At 63.6% G+C, this 18,490-nt stretch carries 18 protein-coding genes; 9 read left to right on the top strand and 9 right to left on the bottom strand.

Going from position 1 to position 18,490, the window contains the following annotated elements:
• Positions 1-48: 48 nt before the first annotated feature.
• From ACUXVH_RS16725 to rpoE, 4 genes are all read right to left on the bottom strand, one after another.
• Positions 49-1,479: a DegQ family serine endoprotease gene (locus ACUXVH_RS16725; RefSeq protein ID WP_041116486.1), complete on the bottom strand. Its 1,431-nt coding sequence runs from the start codon at positions 1,477-1,479 to the stop codon at positions 49-51.
• A 224-nt stretch (positions 1,480-1,703) separates the two neighbouring features.
• Positions 1,704-2,660 carry a MucB/RseB C-terminal domain-containing protein gene (locus tag ACUXVH_RS16730; protein WP_065364398.1) on the bottom strand — a complete coding sequence of 319 codons (957 nt, stop codon included), beginning with the start codon at positions 2,658-2,660 and terminating at the stop codon, positions 1,704-1,706.
• A gap of 8 nt (positions 2,661-2,668) precedes the next feature.
• Positions 2,669-3,256, bottom strand: a complete 588-nt coding sequence (locus ACUXVH_RS16735) for a sigma-E factor negative regulatory protein (RefSeq protein WP_011059788.1) — start codon at positions 3,254-3,256, stop codon at positions 2,669-2,671.
• A gap of 31 nt (positions 3,257-3,287) precedes the next feature.
• Positions 3,288-3,869 (bottom strand): RNA polymerase sigma factor RpoE, encoded by a 582-nt coding sequence (gene rpoE, locus ACUXVH_RS16740; RefSeq protein WP_007930230.1) that lies wholly within the window; start codon positions 3,867-3,869, stop codon positions 3,288-3,290.
• Between the two features lie 558 nt (positions 3,870-4,427).
• Between rpoE and nadB the strand changes: the two genes are divergently transcribed.
• The gene (gene nadB, locus ACUXVH_RS16745) at positions 4,428-6,044 is read left to right on the top strand and encodes an L-aspartate oxidase (RefSeq protein WP_011059787.1); all 1,617 of its coding nucleotides are present in this window, start codon (positions 4,428-4,430) and stop codon (positions 6,042-6,044) included.
• On the opposite strand, the gene ACUXVH_RS16750 is transcribed toward nadB, so the two are convergent.
• Together ACUXVH_RS16750 and ACUXVH_RS16755 are read right to left on the bottom strand one after the other, a co-directional pair.
• Positions 6,013-6,465: a protein YgfX gene (locus ACUXVH_RS16750; RefSeq protein ID WP_065364400.1), complete on the bottom strand. Its 453-nt coding sequence runs from the start codon at positions 6,463-6,465 to the stop codon at positions 6,013-6,015. The two genes, nadB and ACUXVH_RS16750, sit on opposite strands and share 32 nt — an antisense overlap.
• Entirely contained in the window at positions 6,449-6,703 is a 255-nt protein-coding gene (locus tag ACUXVH_RS16755) for an FAD assembly factor SdhE (protein WP_011059785.1), read from the bottom strand. Before ACUXVH_RS16755 ends, ACUXVH_RS16750 begins: the two co-directional genes overlap by 17 nt.
• A 149-nt stretch (positions 6,704-6,852) precedes the next feature.
• Between ACUXVH_RS16755 and ygfZ the strand changes: the two genes are divergently transcribed.
• Positions 6,853-7,794 carry a CAF17-like 4Fe-4S cluster assembly/insertion protein YgfZ gene (gene ygfZ, locus ACUXVH_RS16760; protein ID WP_065364401.1) on the top strand — a complete coding sequence of 314 codons (942 nt, stop codon included), beginning with the start codon at positions 6,853-6,855 and terminating at the stop codon, positions 7,792-7,794.
• A gap of 37 nt (positions 7,795-7,831) precedes the next feature.
• Positions 7,832-8,653 (top strand): HDOD domain-containing protein, encoded by an 822-nt coding sequence (locus tag ACUXVH_RS16765; RefSeq protein ID WP_011059783.1) that lies wholly within the window; start codon positions 7,832-7,834, stop codon positions 8,651-8,653.
• 7 nt (positions 8,654-8,660) lie between these two features.
• Here the strand turns inward: ACUXVH_RS16765 and ACUXVH_RS16770 are convergent, their stop codons facing one another.
• Both ACUXVH_RS16770 and ACUXVH_RS16775 read right to left on the bottom strand, forming a co-directional pair.
• The gene (locus tag ACUXVH_RS16770; RefSeq protein WP_065364402.1) at positions 8,661-10,046 is read right to left on the bottom strand and encodes a sensor histidine kinase; all 1,386 of its coding nucleotides are present in this window, start codon (positions 10,044-10,046) and stop codon (positions 8,661-8,663) included.
• Positions 10,039-10,710 (bottom strand): response regulator, encoded by a 672-nt coding sequence (locus ACUXVH_RS16775; protein ID WP_011059781.1) that lies wholly within the window; start codon positions 10,708-10,710, stop codon positions 10,039-10,041. The genes ACUXVH_RS16770 and ACUXVH_RS16775 overlap by 8 nt, the downstream gene beginning before the upstream one ends.
• Positions 10,711-10,946: 236 nt before the next feature.
• Here ACUXVH_RS16775 and ACUXVH_RS16780 point away from each other — a divergent pair, with 236 nt between their 5' ends.
• From ACUXVH_RS16780 to ACUXVH_RS16800, 5 genes are all read left to right on the top strand, one after another.
• Positions 10,947-12,239, top strand: a complete 1,293-nt coding sequence (locus ACUXVH_RS16780; RefSeq protein WP_015634513.1) for an OprD family porin — start codon at positions 10,947-10,949, stop codon at positions 12,237-12,239.
• A gap of 79 nt (positions 12,240-12,318) precedes the next feature.
• Positions 12,319-13,305 carry a Bug family tripartite tricarboxylate transporter substrate binding protein gene (locus ACUXVH_RS16785; protein WP_011059779.1) on the top strand — a complete coding sequence of 329 codons (987 nt, stop codon included), beginning with the start codon at positions 12,319-12,321 and terminating at the stop codon, positions 13,303-13,305.
• 58 nt (positions 13,306-13,363) lie between these two features.
• The gene (locus tag ACUXVH_RS16790) at positions 13,364-13,822 is read left to right on the top strand and encodes a tripartite tricarboxylate transporter TctB family protein (protein WP_065364403.1); all 459 of its coding nucleotides are present in this window, start codon (positions 13,364-13,366) and stop codon (positions 13,820-13,822) included.
• A gap of 1 nt (position 13,823) precedes the next feature.
• Positions 13,824-15,338, top strand: coding sequence for a tripartite tricarboxylate transporter permease (locus tag ACUXVH_RS16795; RefSeq protein ID WP_011059777.1), 1,515 nt, complete (start codon positions 13,824-13,826; stop codon positions 15,336-15,338).
• Positions 15,331-16,362: an AbrB family transcriptional regulator gene (locus tag ACUXVH_RS16800; protein ID WP_053149547.1), complete on the top strand. Its 1,032-nt coding sequence runs from the start codon at positions 15,331-15,333 to the stop codon at positions 16,360-16,362. The genes ACUXVH_RS16795 and ACUXVH_RS16800 overlap by 8 nt, the downstream gene beginning before the upstream one ends.
• Before the next feature lie 154 nt (positions 16,363-16,516).
• Here ACUXVH_RS16800 and ung read toward each other — a convergent pair whose 3' ends face one another.
• On the bottom strand, positions 16,517-17,209 hold the full coding sequence (ung, locus tag ACUXVH_RS16805; protein ID WP_041120579.1) for a uracil-DNA glycosylase: 693 nt from the start codon (positions 17,207-17,209) through the stop codon (positions 16,517-16,519).
• Positions 17,210-17,341: 132 nt separating this feature from the next.
• Between ung and ACUXVH_RS16810 the strand changes: the two genes are divergently transcribed.
• A complete protein-coding gene (locus ACUXVH_RS16810) occupies positions 17,342-18,454 on the top strand; it encodes an enoyl-CoA hydratase/isomerase family protein (protein WP_041116463.1) in 1,113 nt (370 codons plus the stop codon).
• Positions 18,455-18,490: the final 36 nt, after the last annotated feature.

Raw genomic sequence — 18,490 nt, forward strand, 5'->3', positions numbered from 1 at the left:
CCTCTTACGAGGCGGGCTTTTTATTGGGCAACCTCAGGGGCTGGCGAATTACTCGGCCAGCTTGAAGGTGATGAAGCTGGCTCGCCCCTGACGCAGTACCCGCATGGACACCGAGCGGTTCTTCGGCAATGCCTTGGCGATTTCAGTGAACTCCTTCGCCGAAGTGATCGCCTGATTGTTCAGGTGAGTGATCACGTCGCCCGGCTGCAAGCCGATCAGCGCCGCAGGACCGTCCTGGACTTCCTTGATGACTACCCCGCCCTTGAGGTCAAAGGCTTTCTTCTGCTCATCGTTGAGCTCGACCACCGCTACACCCAGACGGTTGCTGCTGCGCTCGACACCCGACTTGGGCAGCATGCTCAGGTCTTTGTCTTCTTCAGGAATCGCGCCGACGGTCAGCTCGACATTCTTGCGCTTGCCGTCGCGGATCACTTCCAGGTTGGCCTTGGCCCCGGCCTTCAGCGCGCCTACCAGGTGCGGCAGGTCGGCTGACATGACGATGGGCTGGCCATTGAGGCTGAGGATCACGTCACCCACTTGCAGGCCGCCCTTGGCCGCCGGGCCATCATCCTGGATCTGTGCAACCAGCGCGCCGGCCGGTTTCTCCAGGCCGAAGGATTCAGCCAGGTCCTTATTGACCTCCTGGATTACCACGCCAAGCCAGCCACGGCTGACTTTGCCACCGGCTTTCAGCTGGTTGGAAACGTCCATCGCCACATCGATCGGGATGGCGAAAGACACGCCCATGAAACCACCGGAGCGGGTGTAGATCTGCGAGTTGATCCCCACCACTTCACCGGCCAGGTTGAACAGCGGGCCACCGGAATTGCCCGGGTTGATCGGCACGTCGGTCTGGATGAAGGGCACGTAGTTTTCGTTCGGCAGGCTGCGACCGATGGCACTGACGATACCCTGGGTCACGGTATGGTCGAAGCCGAACGGCGAGCCGATGGCCACCACCCACTGGCCGGCCTTGAGGTCCTGGGATTTACCCAGTTTCAGCACCGGCAGGTCTTTGCCATCGATTTTCAGCAGTGCTACGTCGGAGCGTGGGTCGGTACCGATCAGCTTGGCTTTCAGCTCACTGCGATCGGCCAGACGCACAAGAATTTCGTCCGCATCGGCGATCACGTGGTTGTTGGTGAGGATGTAACCGTCCGCGGAGATGATGAACCCGGAACCCAGCGACTGCGCTTCGCGCTGACGATCCCCGCGCGGAGAGCGTGGCTGGGGCATGCCCCGCTCGAAGAACTCGCGCAGCATTGGCGGCAGGCCTTCGAGGTCGGGCATCTGCGCCGAATTGGAAACCCGGCGGTCCGGCAGTTTCTGCGTGGTACTGATGTTCACCACCGCAGGCGAGGCCTGCTCGACCAGTTGGGTGAAATCAGGCAGCTCGGCCGCCTGGGCAGAAACGGCCTGCCCAAGCACCAGCACGGTGGCAAGAATGGTGAAGTAGGACTTCAAGCGTGGTATCGACATACGGCTCCCGTTACGACGAGCGTGGTTAAGCGATATGGAACAGCAAATACCGAAACTGCAGGGGCGGCATCTTTGTTCCAGGAACGACAAATAAGGTAAGAACCGAGGGGGTTCTGACCTATAGAAAAACTCTGGGAATTTTGCAAATGAAATTGCTGACCAAACATTTCATCTTCTCAATTGTGGAGCGGGCATCACTGACCTCTTACACAACCAACAAAGGCTCATTGCTTGGCAGTGGTATCGGAACGCATCGACAGCGCAATACGTTCAGCAGTACCAATGGGGATCTCCCCGACCACCGTGACCATCATCTCGCCATCGGGGGTAGTCAGGCGGCGTGATACAGCCACCGTAGGTCCGAGCTGAGTGCGGGTATCGGTGACCGTCGCGCCGTTGAGCGGCTCGAGAAACACCGAAAAGCGCGCCAGACCATCGTCATACAGCAGGCTGTTGACCATGGATTTGGTTTCCGGATCCTTGCGGGCACTGCTGCTGGTCAATTCGAAGCCCGGAGGCAGCCAGTCGGAATGCCAGGTTTGCACAGTCTTGACCGCCGAGGCCTTGTCGCTGTCCAGAGACACCGGCTTGCAGCCAGCGCTGGGACGCAACTCGACGTCGTCAGGGACATCCGCAGTATCCAGGCGAGTGAACTGGAAGCGCTCCAGCAACTGCCCCTTGTCGTTGAGCAACAGGGACTTGAGCGGCAGCCCGGTCTCACGATCCAGGTGGAGCTCGAAACCATAGCGATGCTGGTCCTTGGGCGTGACCGAAACGATCACCGCCTGGCGACCGGCCACGCGCGACTTGCCGATGACAGCAAGGTTGTACCAATTCTTGAGTTTTTGCGGGTCCAGGGCTCGGGCGGCACCGTCAGGGGAATCCCCGAGACCTGCCACCAACTCGCCACTGACGCACTGGGTACGACCATCGACACGCACCACCTCTTGAGCGGACCCATCGAGCTGGATCAACCGCTCACGGACCTTTCCATCCTGGACACGATGCCAGATGTTATGGGTAGAAAAACTACCGTTGCGCTCGTAAACGAAAGTGCCCTGAAAGCTTTGCTGCTGTTCCGCTTGCCCAAGACGCTGCAGCCAGTCCTGGGCTTCGTCGGCATGGGCTGGAACCGCAAACCAGCCACTGAGCAGAAGCGTTAATAGAGGTATGGCGCGCATGATCCTCCTTAGCGGTTTTCCAGGCTTGCCGCACGGGCGTAAGGCAGAGCGCTTTCAGTGCCTTTGAGTGCAGCTTGCTGGGCGTGCTGGCGCAAGTAGCTTGGCAGACGCTGATCGTGCCAGCCTGGCTGCCCTTGCAGTACGCCATTGGCCATGGGGCCAGTAGCTTCCGAGCTTTCATTGTAGCCGGCCAGTACTGCCGGCCCTTTGACTTGTGGAGTCGCCAGGGTGGGCTGGCCGGTTTGCTGTGCCAGTTCGACACCTGCGATCTCGTCCTGGTTGTACAGGCGAACACCGGCCAGCACGGCCACGGTCACCGAGGCAGCTACTGCCAGACGGCCCAGGCTGCGCCAAGGTCCGCGGGAGGCTTTGGCCGGCACGGCCTCATCAGCCAGAGCTGCAGAAACGGCAGCGGCGATGTCCAGACGCGGAAGCAGCAACTCCTTGTGCATGGCTGCCCGGGCGATTTGATAACGGGCCCAGGTCTCACGGGTTTCCACTTCGTCGACGGCATTCAATACCCGACGCAATTCCAGTTCGTCCGCTTCGTTATCCATCACCGCGGACAGCGATTCCTGCAGGGCTTCACGACTCATGGCGGTTCCTCTCTTGGCTGTCGCCGCTGTCTCAGGTTTCCTGCAACAACGGCTGCAGGGCTTTATCGATGGCTTCCCGAGCGCGGAAAATCCGGGAGCGCACGGTACCCACCGGACACTGCATGACGCTCGCAATGTCCTCGTAACTCAGACCATCGAATTCACGTAAAGTTAAGGCCGTACGCAAATCTTCAGGCAGTTGCTGGATGGTTCGATGGACGGTGCCCTCGATCTCATCCCGCAGCAACGCACGCTCCGGCGATTCGAGATCCTTCAGGCCATGATCGCCGTCATAGAACTCCGCATCCTCAGAACTTACATCGCTATCCGGCGGCCTGCGGCCGCGTGAAACCAGATAGTTTTTCGCCGTGTTGATGGCGATACGGTACAGCCACGTGTAAAACGCGCTGTCACCCCGAAAATTACCTAGCGCACGGTAAGCCTTGATAAAAGCTTCTTGTGCAACATCCTGGGCTTCATGGGTGTCGTGCACGAAACGCACGATCAACCCGAGAATTTTGTGCTGGTACTTCAGCACGAGCAGATCGAACGCTCGCTTGTCGCCACGCTGAACGCGCTCGACCAGCTGCTGATCCTCTTCCTGGGTTAGCATGAACACTCCTCGATAAGCTCGGAGGAGGCTTGCATCACTAAACGATCAGGCTTGCAAACATAGACTCGGGCTTTTCGCAAAAGTTCTCCCCCTCCAAGCAAGTTTCCTGCGGGCTCTGATCCGGCACGCACGAAAAACGCAGCACGGGCGAGGCCGGCTGCGCGAATAATCCTGTCGTCGAATTCTGTCACAAGGGACACACTGTAAACCTTGGATATAACCGACGCTGTCCCTTCTTTCAGGCAACCTTCTATTGAGTTTGGGGCCTTGGCAAAAGTTCCCAATCTTTATAGCTGCGCCAGACGAAGATTGTGTAACGGTGGCAAGAAAAACCGCCCTATGTCTTCGATCAGCCGCTCCAGAGGCTGGAATGCTCCGAATATCGGACTGACCGAGAGCAACGCTTTTGCTCGGTGAAGTCGCACAATGCCATGAAGGCGCGACTATTGTGCCGATCCCCCCCTCTATATACTAGTGGGCTGTGTGGCTGCTTTGACTTGCCGATTCAGGCGTCTTGCGCCAACCCCTTCCCGGGTCGCTTTGAGCGGAATCCTTCAAATGAGCCAACAGTTTCAACACGATGTTCTGGTGATTGGCAGCGGTGCCGCCGGCTTGAGCCTGGCCCTGACCCTGCCCAGCCACCTGCGTATTGCCGTCTTGAGCAAAGGCGACCTCGCCAACGGCTCGACATTCAGGGCCCAGGGCGGCGTCGCGGCCGTGCTGGATGATACCGACACCGTAGAATCCCACGTCGATGACACCCTCAATGCCGGCGGCGGCCTGTGCCACGAGGATGCGGTGCGCTTTACCGTTGAACACAGCCGCGAGGCCATCCAGTGGCTGATCGACCAGGGCGTGCCCTTTACCCGCGACGAAGACTCCAGCAGCGACGACAGCGGCTTCGAATTCCACCTGACCCGCGAGGGCGGCCACAGCCACCGGCGGATCATCCACGCGGCGGATGCCACCGGTGCGGCCATCTTCAAGACCCTGCTGGCCCAGGCTCGGCAACACCCCAATATCGAATTGCTGGAACAACGGGTCGCCGTCGACCTGATCACCGAAAAACGCCTGGGGCTGGAAGGCGACCGCTGCCTGGGAGCCTACGTGCTCAACCGCAGCACCGGCCAGGTCGACACCTTTGGCGCACGCTTCGTGATCCTCGCCTCCGGCGGCGCAGCCAAGGTCTACCTCTATACCAGCAACCCCGACAGTGCCTGCGGCGACGGTATCGCCATGGCCTGGCGCTCGGGCTGCCGGGTGGCCAACCTGGAATTCAACCAGTTCCACCCCACCTGCCTGTATCACCCATTGGCCAAGAGCTTCCTGATTACCGAAGCCCTGCGTGGCGAAGGCGCCCACCTCAAGCTGCCCAACGGCGAACGCTTCATGCCGCGCTTCGACCCTCGGGCCGAGCTGGCACCACGGGACATCGTGGCCCGGGCCATCGACCATGAAATGAAGCGCCTGGGCATCGACTGCGTGTACCTGGACATCAGCCACAAGCCGGAAGCCTTCATCAAGAGCCACTTCCCCACCGTTTACGAGCGTTGCCTGGAGTTTTCCATCGATATCACCCGACAGCCGATCCCGGTGGTGCCGGCCGCGCACTACACCTGCGGCGGGGTGATGGTGGACCAACAGGGCCGCACCGACGTGCCGGGCCTGTACGCCATTGGCGAAACCAGCTTCACCGGCCTGCACGGCGCCAACCGGATGGCCAGCAACTCGTTGCTGGAGTGCTTCGTCTACGCCCGTTCGGCGGCGGCCGACATCCTTCGGCAACTGCCCCAGGTGTCGATCCCCATCGCCCTGCCCGCCTGGGATGCCAGCCAGGTCACCGATTCCGATGAAGACGTGATCATTGCGCACAACTGGGACGAGTTGCGGCGGTTCATGTGGGACTACGTAGGCATAGTGCGTACCAACAAGCGCCTGCAGCGGGCCCAGCACCGGGTGCGCCTGCTGCTGGACGAGATCGACGAGTTCTACAGCAACTACAAGGTCAGCCGTGACCTGATCGAGCTGCGCAACCTGGCCCAGGTGGCCGAGCTGATGATTCTCTCGGCCATGGAGCGCAAGGAGAGCCGCGGCCTGCACTACACCCTGGACTACCCGCAGATGCTGCCCGAGGCCCGGGACACTATTCTGGTGCCGCCCACCTACGCCGGCTGAACTTGAGCCGCAGCCGCAGGCGTCGATGCTGGTCGGCGGCCTGCGCGTCCCGCGGTACACAGAGGGAGCGCACCCAGCGCTCCCCCCGCAGCCGAAAACGCAGCACCACGATCAATGGCAGCGCCAGGCTGTCGGGGCGCAACTGCACGGCCTGCCACCCCTCGGATCGACTCCACAGCTGCCAGCCGTCGGGCGAATGGCGCAACCCGGTGAAGGCCCGTGGATGGCTCAAGAGAACCTGCCGCGGCAACACCCAGCCGGCATGCAGCAGGCACAACCCTAGCCCCACGAACCTGGCGACAGACGGAAGATCCAGCAGGAAAAACGCGCCCAGGGCGAACGCCTGGGCCAGCAGGTAGGCCGCCAGCAGTTGCCGTGAGGCACGCCAGCGGCATTCGAACAACCTACTTGGGTTGGACACGGTCCAGAATCATGCGGACCATGCGCTGCAGCTCGGGGTCCTCGGACTCGCTGCGCTCCATGAACCAGCCAAACATGTCCTGATCCTCGCACTCCAGCAGCTTGCGATAGCACTCGCGGTCGGTCTCATTGAGATGCGGGTACACCTCCCTGACGAACGGCACCAGCAATACGTCCAGCTCAAGCATGCCGCGGCGGCTGTGCCAGTAGAGGCGATTCAGTTCAACATCTTCAACCATGGAGCGCTCCTCAAATAGAGCGCAAGTATACAGCCCGGGGAAGACGAGAACAGTCGGCTTTGGTCGATGGCCACCCATCCTTTGTGAACTATCCATTTCAGGGGCGCCCCCTTATGATGTGCTCCAGACTTTTTACCCTGCGATGAACCATGGCTGACTCCGCATTTTTCTGCCCCCTCTCCCACGAAGGCGTGCTCGCTGTCCGCGGGCCTGACGCCAGCAAATTCCTTCAGGGTCAGTTGACCTGCAACCTCAATTACCTCAGTGACAGCCAGTCCAGCCTCGGCGCCCGCTGCAATCAGAAAGGCCGCATGCAATCGAGCTTCCGCATCCTTCTGGAAGGCGACGGCTGCCTACTGGCCATGGCCCGCGAGCTGATCGAGCCGCAACTGGCGGACCTGAAGAAGTACGCGGTGTTCTCCAAGGCCAAGCTTGCCGACGAAAGCGCCAGTTGGGCGCGTTTCGGCCTGGCCGATGCCCAGGTCGCCCTGAGCGGTCTGGGCCTTGAGCTGCCCGAGGAAGACGGCTCCGTGGCCCGCGCCGATGGCCTGATCGCCTTGCGCGTATCCAGCCAGCGCGCCGAACTCTGGGTGCCGGCCGAGCGCGCCGCCAGCCTGCGCCAGCAACTGGCCGCGCAACTGCCCGAGGGCGAGCTGAACCAGTGGCTGCTGGGGCAAGTCCGCGCCGGCCTCGGCCAAGTCATGCCCGAGACCCGTGAACTGTTCATTCCACAGATGCTCAACCTGCAGGCCGTTGGCGGCGTCAGCTTCAAGAAAGGCTGCTACACCGGCCAGGAAATCGTCGCCCGCATGCAGTACCTAGGCAAGCTCAAGCGTCGCCTGTACCGCCTTGCCCTGCCTGGAGACGCCCTCCCCGCTCCAGGCACTGCGCTGTTCGCTCCCAGCCACAACAGCGCCATTGGCGAAGTGGTCCTGGCCGCCCGGGCGCAGCAGGGCGTGGAACTGCTGGCCGTGTTGCAGGCCGAAGCGGTGGAAGGGGGCGAACTGCACCTGGAAACACTCGAAGGGCCAACCCTGCAACTGCTGGACCTGCCGTACCAGCTGGATCGCGACCGCGAGATCCAGCGCTGATTGCCTGCCTTTTCTTGCAACACCCTAGAGAACTTACATGACTGAGCTGGCGCAAAAGGTCCAACAGGATTTGCTGGAGGCCATCGGCAACGATGACCTGGTTCTGCCAACCCTGCCGGAGGTGGCCCTGCAGATTCGCCAGGCAGCCGAAGACCCGGAAATCAGCGTAAGTACCCTGAGCAAGGTGATAGGCCGCGATACCGCGCTGTCGGCGCGGCTGATCAAGGTGGTCAACAGCCCTTTGCTAAGGGCGGCCCAGGAAGTCACCGACCTGCACACGGCAATCACCCGCCTGGGGGTCAACTACAGCAGCAACCTGGCCATCGGCCTGGTGATGGAGCAGATCTTCAACGCCCGCTCCGAAGTGGTGGAACAGAAAATGCGCGATGTCTGGCGCCGCAGCCTGGAGGTGGCCGGGGTCAGTTATGCGCTGTGCCGCAGCTACAGCCAGCTCAAGCCGGACCAGGCGGCCCTGGGCGGCCTGGTGCACCAGATTGGCGTGCTGCCGATTCTTACCTACGCCGAAGACCACTACGAACTGCTCTCCGACCCGGTCAGCCTCAATCACGTGATCGAGCGCATCCACCCGTTGCTGGGAGACAAGCTGCTGCGGGTCTGGGAGTTCCCCGAGCAACTGGTGGAGATCCCCGGGCAATACCTGGACTTCAGCCGCCAGTCGAGCCGGATCGACTACGTCGACCTGGTCCAGGTGGCGACCCTGTACTGCCACAAGGACACCGAGCACCCGCTGTCGCGGATCGACGCCTTCAGCGTGCCGGCCTTCAAGAAGCTGGGGATAGACCCGGACAACAAGGCCATGTGCCTGGACCTGGAAGAATCCCGCTCCATGCTCTATTGAGCATCCCCTAGCCGGCTGTAAAGCTCACCCGCACCTTCAACCCCGACGGCTCGCCATCGTGCAGGCTGATCTGTGCCAGGTGCGCGCGACAGATCTCACCGACGATCGCCAGCCCCAGGCCCGAACCCGCACCCTGCTGATTGCGCCGGTAGAAGCGCTCGAAGACCCGGTCACGGTCTTCCAGGGGAATGCCCGGCCCATCGTCCTCCACCTCCAGCACCCCGGGCGGTGACACCCGCAGCACCACATTGCCACCCGGCGGAGTATGAGCCAGGGCGTTGTCCACCAGGTTGCTGAGCAGTTCATTGAGCAGGGTCGGTTCGCCCCTGAGCCACACCGGTTCGTCGGCCTCCAGGGCCAGGGCCACGCCCCGGGCATGGGCCAGAGGCGCCATGGCCATGCCCAGTTCCCGGGCCAGCTGGCTGAGATCGAGCAACTGCGCCCCGCCCTCGGCGATCGCCCGGGCGCCGTTTTCCACCCGGGCCAGGGACAGCAACTGATTGGCCAGGTGGGTCAGGCGGTCGGTGCCCTGGGCAGCACTTTCCAGAGTGGCGCGCCAGGTACCCGGCTCACTCGCGCGCAAGCCCAGTTCCAGGCGGGCCTTGAGCGCAGCCAGCGGGGTGCGCAACTCATGGGCAGCCTCGGCGATGAACTGCGCCTGGCGCTCGAACTGCCCGCGCAGGCGCTCGGTGAAATGGTTCAAGGCGCGTACCAGCGGCCACAGTTCGCGCTGCACCGAGACCAGGGGCAGCGGCCGCAGGTCGTCCGGCTGGCGCTCTTCCACCGCCCCGCGCAGGCGTTCCAGGGGGCGCAAGGCCGCACTCACCGCAAACCACACCAGCACCAGGGCGCCGATGGCCAGCATGCCCAGGCGCAGCAGGGTATCGGCCATCAGGCTGCGGGCCATGGCCACCCGCGCCTCGTCGGTCTCCGCCACGCGGATTTCCGCCATGCCGTTCATGTTCGGCTCGCTGACCGCCTTGAGCAGGCTCACCACCCGTACGTTCTGGCCCTGGTAGCGGGCGTCGTAGAAGCGCGCCAGGGCCGGGTAATCATCGGTTCGCGGCGTGCCGGGCGGCGGCCCGGGCAGGTTCTCATAACCGGAAATCAGTGTCTGATGGATGTCGTTGACCTGGTAGTAGATGCGCCCGGCGCTGTCGTAGGCAAAGGTGTCCAGGGCCACATAGGGCACGTTGGCACTCAGGCTGCCATCGCGCTGGGACAAGCCGGCGGCGATGGTTCGCGCCGAAGCCAGCAAGGTCCGGTCATAGGCGGTATCGGCGGCCTCACGGCCGTTCCAGTAGGCGCTCAGGCCGCTGGCCAGCATCAGCACCACCAGCAGCAGTGCGAGGTTCCACAGCAAGCGCCAGCGCAGGCTGCTGGGCTTATGCATCGCGGCTTTCCAGCAGGTAGCCCAGGCCGCGGAAGGTGACGATGGCGACCGCATGGCCGTCGAGCTTCTTGCGCAGGCGGTGCACGTAGATCTCGATGGCGTCGGGGCTGGCCTCTTCGTCCAGGCCGAACACCTGGGAGGCCAGTTGCTCCTTGCTCATGACCCGGCCGGGGCGGGCGATCAAGGCTTCGAGCACCGCCTGTTCGCGGGAAGTCAGGGTCAGCAACTCCTCGCCCAGGGTGAAACGCCGGGTGTCCAGGTCATAGGCCAGCACTCCGCAACGCTGCTGGCGCTCGCCCCCCAGCACGCTGCGGCGCAACAGGGCCTTGACCCGGGCCTCCAGCTCGGTCAGCTCGAAGGGCTTGGCCAGGTAATCGTCAGCCCCCAGGTTCAGGCCGTGGACCCGGTCCTTGACGTCGCTGCGGGCGGTCAGCATCAGCACCGGCAGGTTCTTGCCGCGGGCCCGCAGGCGCGCCAGCACTTCGAAACCATCCATGCGCGGCAGGCCGACATCAAGGATCGCCACGGCGTATTCCTCGCTGCCCAGGGCCAGGTCGGCCGCCACCCCATCGTGCAGCACATCCACGGTCAGGCCGGTGCTCTTGAGCGCCTGGGCGATACTTTCGGCCAGTTGCAGATGGTCTTCCACGAGCAGGACTCGCATGGCTGTTTACCTCGTTTCAGGGGGGATCGACGCCGCTCTTTGGCGCGGAGTGTACCGCCGCAACCGCCGCTGTGAAGCCCGAAAGCCACGAAAGTGCACTGAAAGGTTAGCGAAAGGTTGGCCCTTTAGAGTCCCGCCACGGACAGTCTCGACTGCCCTGGCCGTGAAGGCCGCTGACCCGCAAAACGCCTCGAAGCGTTTTCGTCAAAATAAGAACAATAACGGAGTACTCCAGGATGCCATCCACGCACCCTCAGGCTGTCCAGCCCGCGCGTTTTTCCCGTCTGACCCCGACTGCTCTTGCCAGCGCCGCCACCCTTGCCGGTTTCGCGCCCTTGAGCCAGGCCGCCTTTATCGAAGACAGCAGCGCCACCTTCGAAACCCGCAACATGTACTTCAACCGCGACTTTCGCGACGGCACCAGCGCCCAGCAGTCCAAGCGCGACGAATGGGCCCAGGGGTTCATGCTCAACCTGCAGTCGGGCTACACCGAAGGTACCGTGGGCTTCGGCCTGGACGCCCTGGGCATGCTCGGGGTCAAGCTCGACTCCAGCCCCGACCGCACCGGTACCGGCCTGCTGCCGACCCACGATGACGGGCGCGCGGCCAACGAGTACTCCAAGCTCGGCCTGACCGGCAAGGTGAAGATTTCCGCCACCGAACTGAAAATCGGCAGCCTGATTCCGGAACTGCCGATCCTCAAGCCCAATGACGGGCGCATCCTGCCGCAGACCTTCGAGGGCGGCTTGCTGACCTCCAGGGAGATCAAGAACCTGACCTTCACCGGTGGTCGCCTGGACAAGGCCAAGGACCGCGATGACAGCAACTACGAGGATATCCGCCTCAACAACAAGAACAGCCGCTTCGCCGGCACCGTGGCCGGCAAGCACTTCAATTTCGGCGGCCTGGACTACAAGTTCACCGACAAGATCACCGGCAGCTACCACTTCGCCCAACTGGACGATGTCTACAACCAGCACTTTCTCGGCCTGGTAGCCTCCCAGCCCATGGGCCCGGGCACCTTCGGCACCGACCTGCGCCTGGCCATCAGCGACGACCAGGGCCAGGCCCGGGGCGGCAAGATCGACAACAAATCCCTCAACGGCCTGGTGAGCTACGCCCTCAACGGGCATAAACTCAGCGCCGGCTACCAGCACATGTCCGGCGACAGCGCTTTCCCCTACGTCGATGGCAGCGACCCATACCTGGTGAACTTCGTGCAGATCAACGACTTCGCCGGGGCCGAGGAGCGCTCCTGGCAAGCCCGTTACGACTTCGACTTCGCCAAGCTGGGAGTGCCCGGCCTGAGCTTCATGACCCGCTATCTCAGCGGCGACAACATTGCCCTGAAGAACGGCGACACCGGCAAAGAGTGGGAACGTAACACCGAGGTCAAATACGTAGTGCAAAGCGGCACCTTCAAGGACGTCGCCGTGCGCCTGCGCAACGCCACCTACCGTTCCAACTATTCGGCACGCGATGCGGATGAAGTACGCCTGCTGGTGAGCTACAGCGTAGCGCTGTGGTAAGCCCCCCCTATCACGCTCCTACGAAAAACGGGTCGGGGATGACCCGGACATACCTACAACAACTCCTGTGGAGACGCTCATGGACCTTTCACTGCGCAAACTCGCCCTCGCCGCCGGCTGCATGTTGTTCGCCGGCCAGTTGCTGGCAGCCTCCGCCGAGCCCAAGCGCCCGGAATGCATCGCCCCGGCCTCCCCTGGCGGCGGCTTCGACCTGACCTGCAAGCTGGCACAAAGCGCCCTGGTCAACGAGAAACTCCTCTCCAAGCCGATGCGCGTGACCTACATGCCCGGCGGTGTCGGGGCCGTAGCCTACAACGCGGTGGTGGCCCAGCGTCCGGCCGATGCCGGGACCCTGGTGGCCTGGTCCAGTGGTTCGCTGCTGAACCTGGCCCAGGGCAAGTTCGGCCGCTTCGATGAAAGCGCGGTGCGCTGGCTGGCGGCGGTGGGCACCAGCTACGGCGCCATCGCGGTGAAAAGCGATTCGCCCTACAAGAACCTCGACGATCTGGTCCAGGCCCTGAAGAAAGACCCGAGCAAAGTGGTAATCGGCTCCGGTGGCACCGTCGGCAGCCAGGACTGGATGCAGACCGCGCTGATCGCCAAGGCCGCCGGGATCAACCCGCGGGACCTGCGCTATGTCGCCCTGGAAGGCGGCGGCGAGATCGCCACTGCCCTGCTGGGCGGGCATATCCAGGTCGGCAGTACCGACATCTCCGACTCCATGCCGCATATCCTGGCCGGCGACATGCGCCTGCTGGCGGTGTTCTCCGAGCAGCGCCTGGACGAGCCGGAAATGAAAGACATCCCCACCGCCAAGGAGCAGGGCTACGACATCGTCTGGCCGGTGGTACGCGGCTTCTACCTCGGGCCTAAGGTCAGCGATGCGGAGTACGCCTGGTGGAAAGAGGCCTTCGACAAGCTGCTGGCCTCCGAAGAGTTCGCCAAGCTGCGCGACCAGCGCGAGCTGTTCCCCTTCGCCATGACCGGCCCGGAACTGGATACCTACGTGAAGAAACAGGTAGCCGACTACAAGACCCTGGCCAAAGAGTTCGGCCTGATCCAGTGACCGTCCCTTTCTGACGGCCCGGCCCTCGCGCATCGGGGGCCGGGCCCGGGAGTTAGCCATGCTCGTTCAACGTCTCTTCGCCGCGGTGTTGCTGCTGGCCTGTGCCGGCCTGGCACTGATGGCCTGGCCCTACCAGGCGGCCTTTTCCTACGAACCGGTGGGCCCGCGGGCCTTCCCCCTGCTGATGCTCGGGCTGATGGGCCTGGCCCTGCTGTACATGCTGTTTCGCCCGGCACCGATCAAGCACAGCGAAGAAGAACCGCCCCTGGACCGGCAGACCCTGACCAAGATCGCCCTCTGCGTGGCCTTGCTGCTGGTCTTCGCCGGGGCCTTCGAGCCCTTGGGTTTCATCGTCGCCAGCGTTCTCATCGGCGTGCCCATGGCCCGCCTGTACGGCGGCCGCTGGCTGCCCAGCCTGGTGATCATCTGCCTGCTCAGTGTCGGCCTCTACTGGCTGTTCGACCGGGTCATGGACGTCCCCCTGCCCCTCGGCCTGCTCGACGTTCTGGAGAATTGATATGGATACCCTCAGCTATCTGGGCCAGGGCTTCGGCGTTGCACTGACCCCCTACAACCTGGTCACCGCCCTGTCCGGCACCCTGATCGGCACCGTGGTCGGGCTGCTGCCGGGCCTGGGCCCGATCAACGGCGTGGCGCTGCTGATCCCCATCGCCTTCGCCCTGGGCCTGCCGCCGGAATCGGCGCTGATCCTCTTGGCGGCGGTGTACCTGGGCTGCGAATACGGCGGCCGGATCAGCTCGATCCTGCTGAACATTCCCGGCGAAGCCTCCACCGTGATGACCACCCTCGACGGCTACCCCATGGCACGCAAGGGCCTGGCCGGCGTGGCCCTGTCGTTGTCGGCCTGGAGTTCGTTCATCGGTGCCTTCATCGCCACCTGCGGCATGGTGCTGTTCGCCCCGCTGCTGGCCAAGTGGGCGATCGCCTTCGGCCCGGCGGAGTACTTCGTGCTGATGGTGTTCGCCATCGTCTGCCTGGGCGGCATGGCCGGCGACCGGCCGCTGAAGACCTTCATTGCCGCCTTGATCGGCCTGTTCCTGTCGGCGGTGGGCATCGACGCCAACAGCGGTGTGTACCGCTTCACCGGGGACAATATCCACCTCACCGACGGCATCCAGTTCGTGGTGCTGGTGCTGGGCCTGTTCTCCATCAGCGAGATTCTCCTGCTGCTGGAAAAGACCCATCGCGGCCAGGAAGCGGTGAAGGCCACCGGGCGCATGATGTTCAACTTCAAGGAAGCGGCCTCGGTGTTCGTGGTGAACATCCGCTGCGGCCTGCTGGGCTTCATCATGGGCGTGCTGCCCGGAGCCGGCGCGACCCTGGCCAGCGCTGTGGCCTACATGACCGAGAAACGCATCGCCGGTGCCAGCGGCACCTTTGGCCAGGGCGACAAGCGCGGCCTGGCAGCCCCGGAAACCGCCATCGGCGCCTCGGCCTGTGGCGCCCTGGTACCAATGCTGACCCTCGGCGTGCCCGGTTCCGGCACCACCGCGGTGATGATCGGCGCCCTGTCGCTGTACAACATCACCCCCGGCCCGCTGCTGTTCCAGCAACAGCCGGATATCGTCTGGGGCCTGATCGCCTCGCTGTTCATCGCCAACATCATGCTGGTGATCCTCAACATTCCGATGATCCGTATCTTCACCCGCATCCTTGCGGTGCCGAACTGGGCCCTGGTGCCGGTGATCGCCATCATTACCGGGATCGGCGTCTATGCGGTACACGCCACCACCTTCGACCTGTTCCTGATGGTGGGCATCGGCATCTTCGGCTACATCCTGCGCAAGCTGGACTTCCCGCTGTCGCCAGTGCTGCTGGGCTTCATCCTCGGTGGCCTGATGGAGCAGAACCTGCGCCGGGCGCTGTCGATTTCCAACGGCGCCATGGAGATCCTCTGGTCGAGCCCGATCACCGTCGGGGTCTGGGTGCTGACCGTGATCATGCTGCTGATGCCGCTGCTGCGTATCTGGCGCAAGCGCGCGGCCCAGCAACGTGCCGTGGCCGATGTCTGAATCCACTTGGAAACAGTGGTGGGGCACGCCCCTGGTGGGCCTGGCTGGCGGCTACCTCGCCAGCCAGATCGGCTGGCCGCTGCCGTGGATGGTCGGCTCGTTGCTGGCGATCATCCTGGTGCGCTGCCTGACGCCCTGGCAACTGGCGGAAATCCCCGGCGGGCGCAAATGCGGGCAATGGGTAGTGGGCATCGGCATCGGCCTGCACTTCACCCCGCAGGTGATGGAGCAGGTGCTGAGCCATTTCGGCCTGATCTTCTTCGGTGCCCTGGTCACCAGCCTGTCCAGCGTGGTCGGGGTCTGGCTCTTGCGGCGCACCGGCGAGGACCGGGCCACCGCGTTCTTCTCCAGCATGCCCGGCGGCTCCGGGGAGATGGTCAACCTCGGCGCGCGCAACGGCGCGGTGCTCAGCCGGGTAGCGGCCGGGCAGAGCCTGCGGGTACTGACGGTGGTGCTCTGTGTGCCGGCGGCGTTCAAGTACCTGCTGGGGGAAGGCACGCCCGCCCTGCATGCCGCTACGGTGGACTGGCGCTGGCTGGCCCTGCTGTTTCCGGCCGGTGCCATGCTGGCCTGGCTCTGGCAGCGCCTGCGCCAGCCCAACCCCTGGCTGTTCGGCCCCCTGCTGCTCAGCGCGACACTGAGCATCGCCTGGGACCTGCACATCGGCCTGCCCGACGGCGCTAGCCAGATGGGCCAGTGGCTGATTGGCAGCGGCCTGGGCTGCCACTTCAACCGCCAGTTCTTTCGCCGGGCCCCTTCGTTCATGGGCCGCACCCTGATCGGCACCGCCCTGACCATGCTGATCGCCGGCCTCGCAGCCCTAGGCCTGAGCGCCCTGACCCGCCTGGACCTGCGTTCGCTGACCCTCGGCATGATGCCCGGCGGCATTGCGGAAATGAGCCTGACGGCCGAGGTCCTGCAACTGTCGGTGCCATTGGTAACGGCGATGCAGGTCATGAGGTTGCTGTTCGTGCTGTTTCTCGCCGAGCCCCTGTTCCGCCACTGGAACAAAGGCCCCCTGTAGCCGCAGGCTGCGACAAGGTCCGCAGGACCTTCAGTGGCCGAACCACCGCTGCGTCCCCACGGGCCGTTCGCAGCCTGCGGCAGCGGCTACAGATATGCCTTGGTTCAAGTCGCGAGCGGGGTGGCCGCCAAGCAGCCTCCCCATCGAGCACTGGTTACAACGGCGGCAGGCGCCACTCGATCGGCGTCTCGCCGTTCTGCTCGAGGTATTTGTTGGTGCGGCTGAAGTGCCCGCAACCAAGAAACCCGCGATAGGCCGACAAGGGCGAAGGGTGCACCGAGGTCAGCACCAGGTGCTTGGTGGCGTCGATCAGCTTCTGCTTGCTCTGGGCATGGGCGCCCCACAGCAGGAACACCAGGTGCGGCTGATGCTCGCTGACCACTTCGATGATCCGGTCGGTGAAGAACTGCCAGCCCTTGCCCGCATGGGAAGCGGCGTTCGCCCGTTCCACGGTCATGGTGGTGTTGAGCATCAGCACGCCCTGGTCGGCCCAGCTCTGCAGGTAGCCATGGTTGGGGATGTCGATGTTCAGGTCGCGCTTGAGCTCTTTATAGATATTCACCAGCGACGGTGGCGCGGGCACCCCGGGCTGCACCGAGAAGCACAACCCATGGGCCTGACCCGGCCCGTGGTAGGGGTCCTGGCCGAGGATCACCACCTTGACCTTGTCAAGCGGCGTGGAGTTCAAGGCGTTGAAGATCATCGGCCCCGGCGGGTAGATTTCCTTGCCGGCGGCATGTTCCTGGCGCAGGAACTCCCGCAGTTCGCTCATGTAGGGCTGGTCGAATTCGGCACGCAGGGCCTCCTTCCAGCTCGGTTCGAGTTTGATACGATCGTCAGCAGTCATGGCCATGCCCGTGAAAAAACAATGGCCGCACCCTAGGAAAGCCCACTTCGCTTGTCAATTGATCTGACACAGAACCGGCACTTTCCCTTACAGCGATCATACTGACCGCTTAAATTTCCCATCGAGGTCACGATGAACCTGCACGTCGAAGAACTCACCGGCACCGATGGTGCACGCATCGCCATTGCCACCCTGGACGCGGAAAAATCCCTGAACGCCCTGTCCCTGCCCATGATCCAGCAGTTGAGCGAACACCTCGACACCTGGGCCAAGGACCCGCAGGTAGTGTGCGTGCTGTTGCGGGGCAACGGCGCCAAGGCTTTCTGCGCCGGCGGCGAAGTGCGCAGCCTGGCCCAGGCCTGCCTGGCCCATCCCGGCGAAGTGCCGCCGCTGGCCGGGCACTTCTTCGCCGCGGAATACCGCCTCGACTATCGCTTGCACACCTACCCCAAACCACTGATCTGCTGGGGCCACGGTTATGTCCTGGGTGGCGGCATGGGGCTGCTGCAAGGTGCTGGCATTCGTATCGTCACCCCCAGCAGCCGCCTGGCGATGCCGGAAATCAGCATTGGCCTGTACCCGGATGTGGGCGCCAGTTGGTTCCTGTCGCGCATGCCCGGCAAGCTCGGGCTGTTCCTGGGCCTTACCGGCGCCCATATGAACGGCCGCGACGCTCTGGACCTGAACCTTGCCGACCGTTTCCTGCTCGATGAGCAACAGGAAGCGCTGATCGAGGGCCTGCTGCAACTGAACTGGCAGGAACAGACCCCAAGGCAGCTCAACAGCCTGCTCAAGGCCCTGCAACAGGAAGCCCTGGAGCAGATGCCCGACGCTCAATGGCTGCCGCGCCGGCAACAGATCGACAGCTGGCTGGATGTCAGTGACGTGGCCTGTGCCTGGCGGGCTATCAGCCAATTGCACAACCACAGCGATGCCCTCTACAGCCGTGCAGCCAAGACCCTTGTCGAAGGCTGCCCGCTGACTGCACACCTGGTGTGGGAACAGATCCGCCGCGCCCGCTACCTGTCCCTGGCCGAGGTGTTCCAGATGGAGTACACCCTGAGCCTGAACTGCTGCCGGCATCCGGAATTTGCCGAAGGCGTGCGCGCGCGGCTGATCGACAAGGATCATCAGCCGCACTGGCACTGGGCGGATATCAACAGCGTGCCCGAGGCCGTGGTGGAGGCGCATTTCCACAAGGCCTGGGAAGGTCGCCATCCCCTGGCGGACCTGACGGATTACTAGATCGTCACAGGCTGCGCACTGCCCGAAGGGACCCGG

The sequence above is a fragment of the Pseudomonas sp. 8(2025) genome (genome assembly GCF_052665325.1).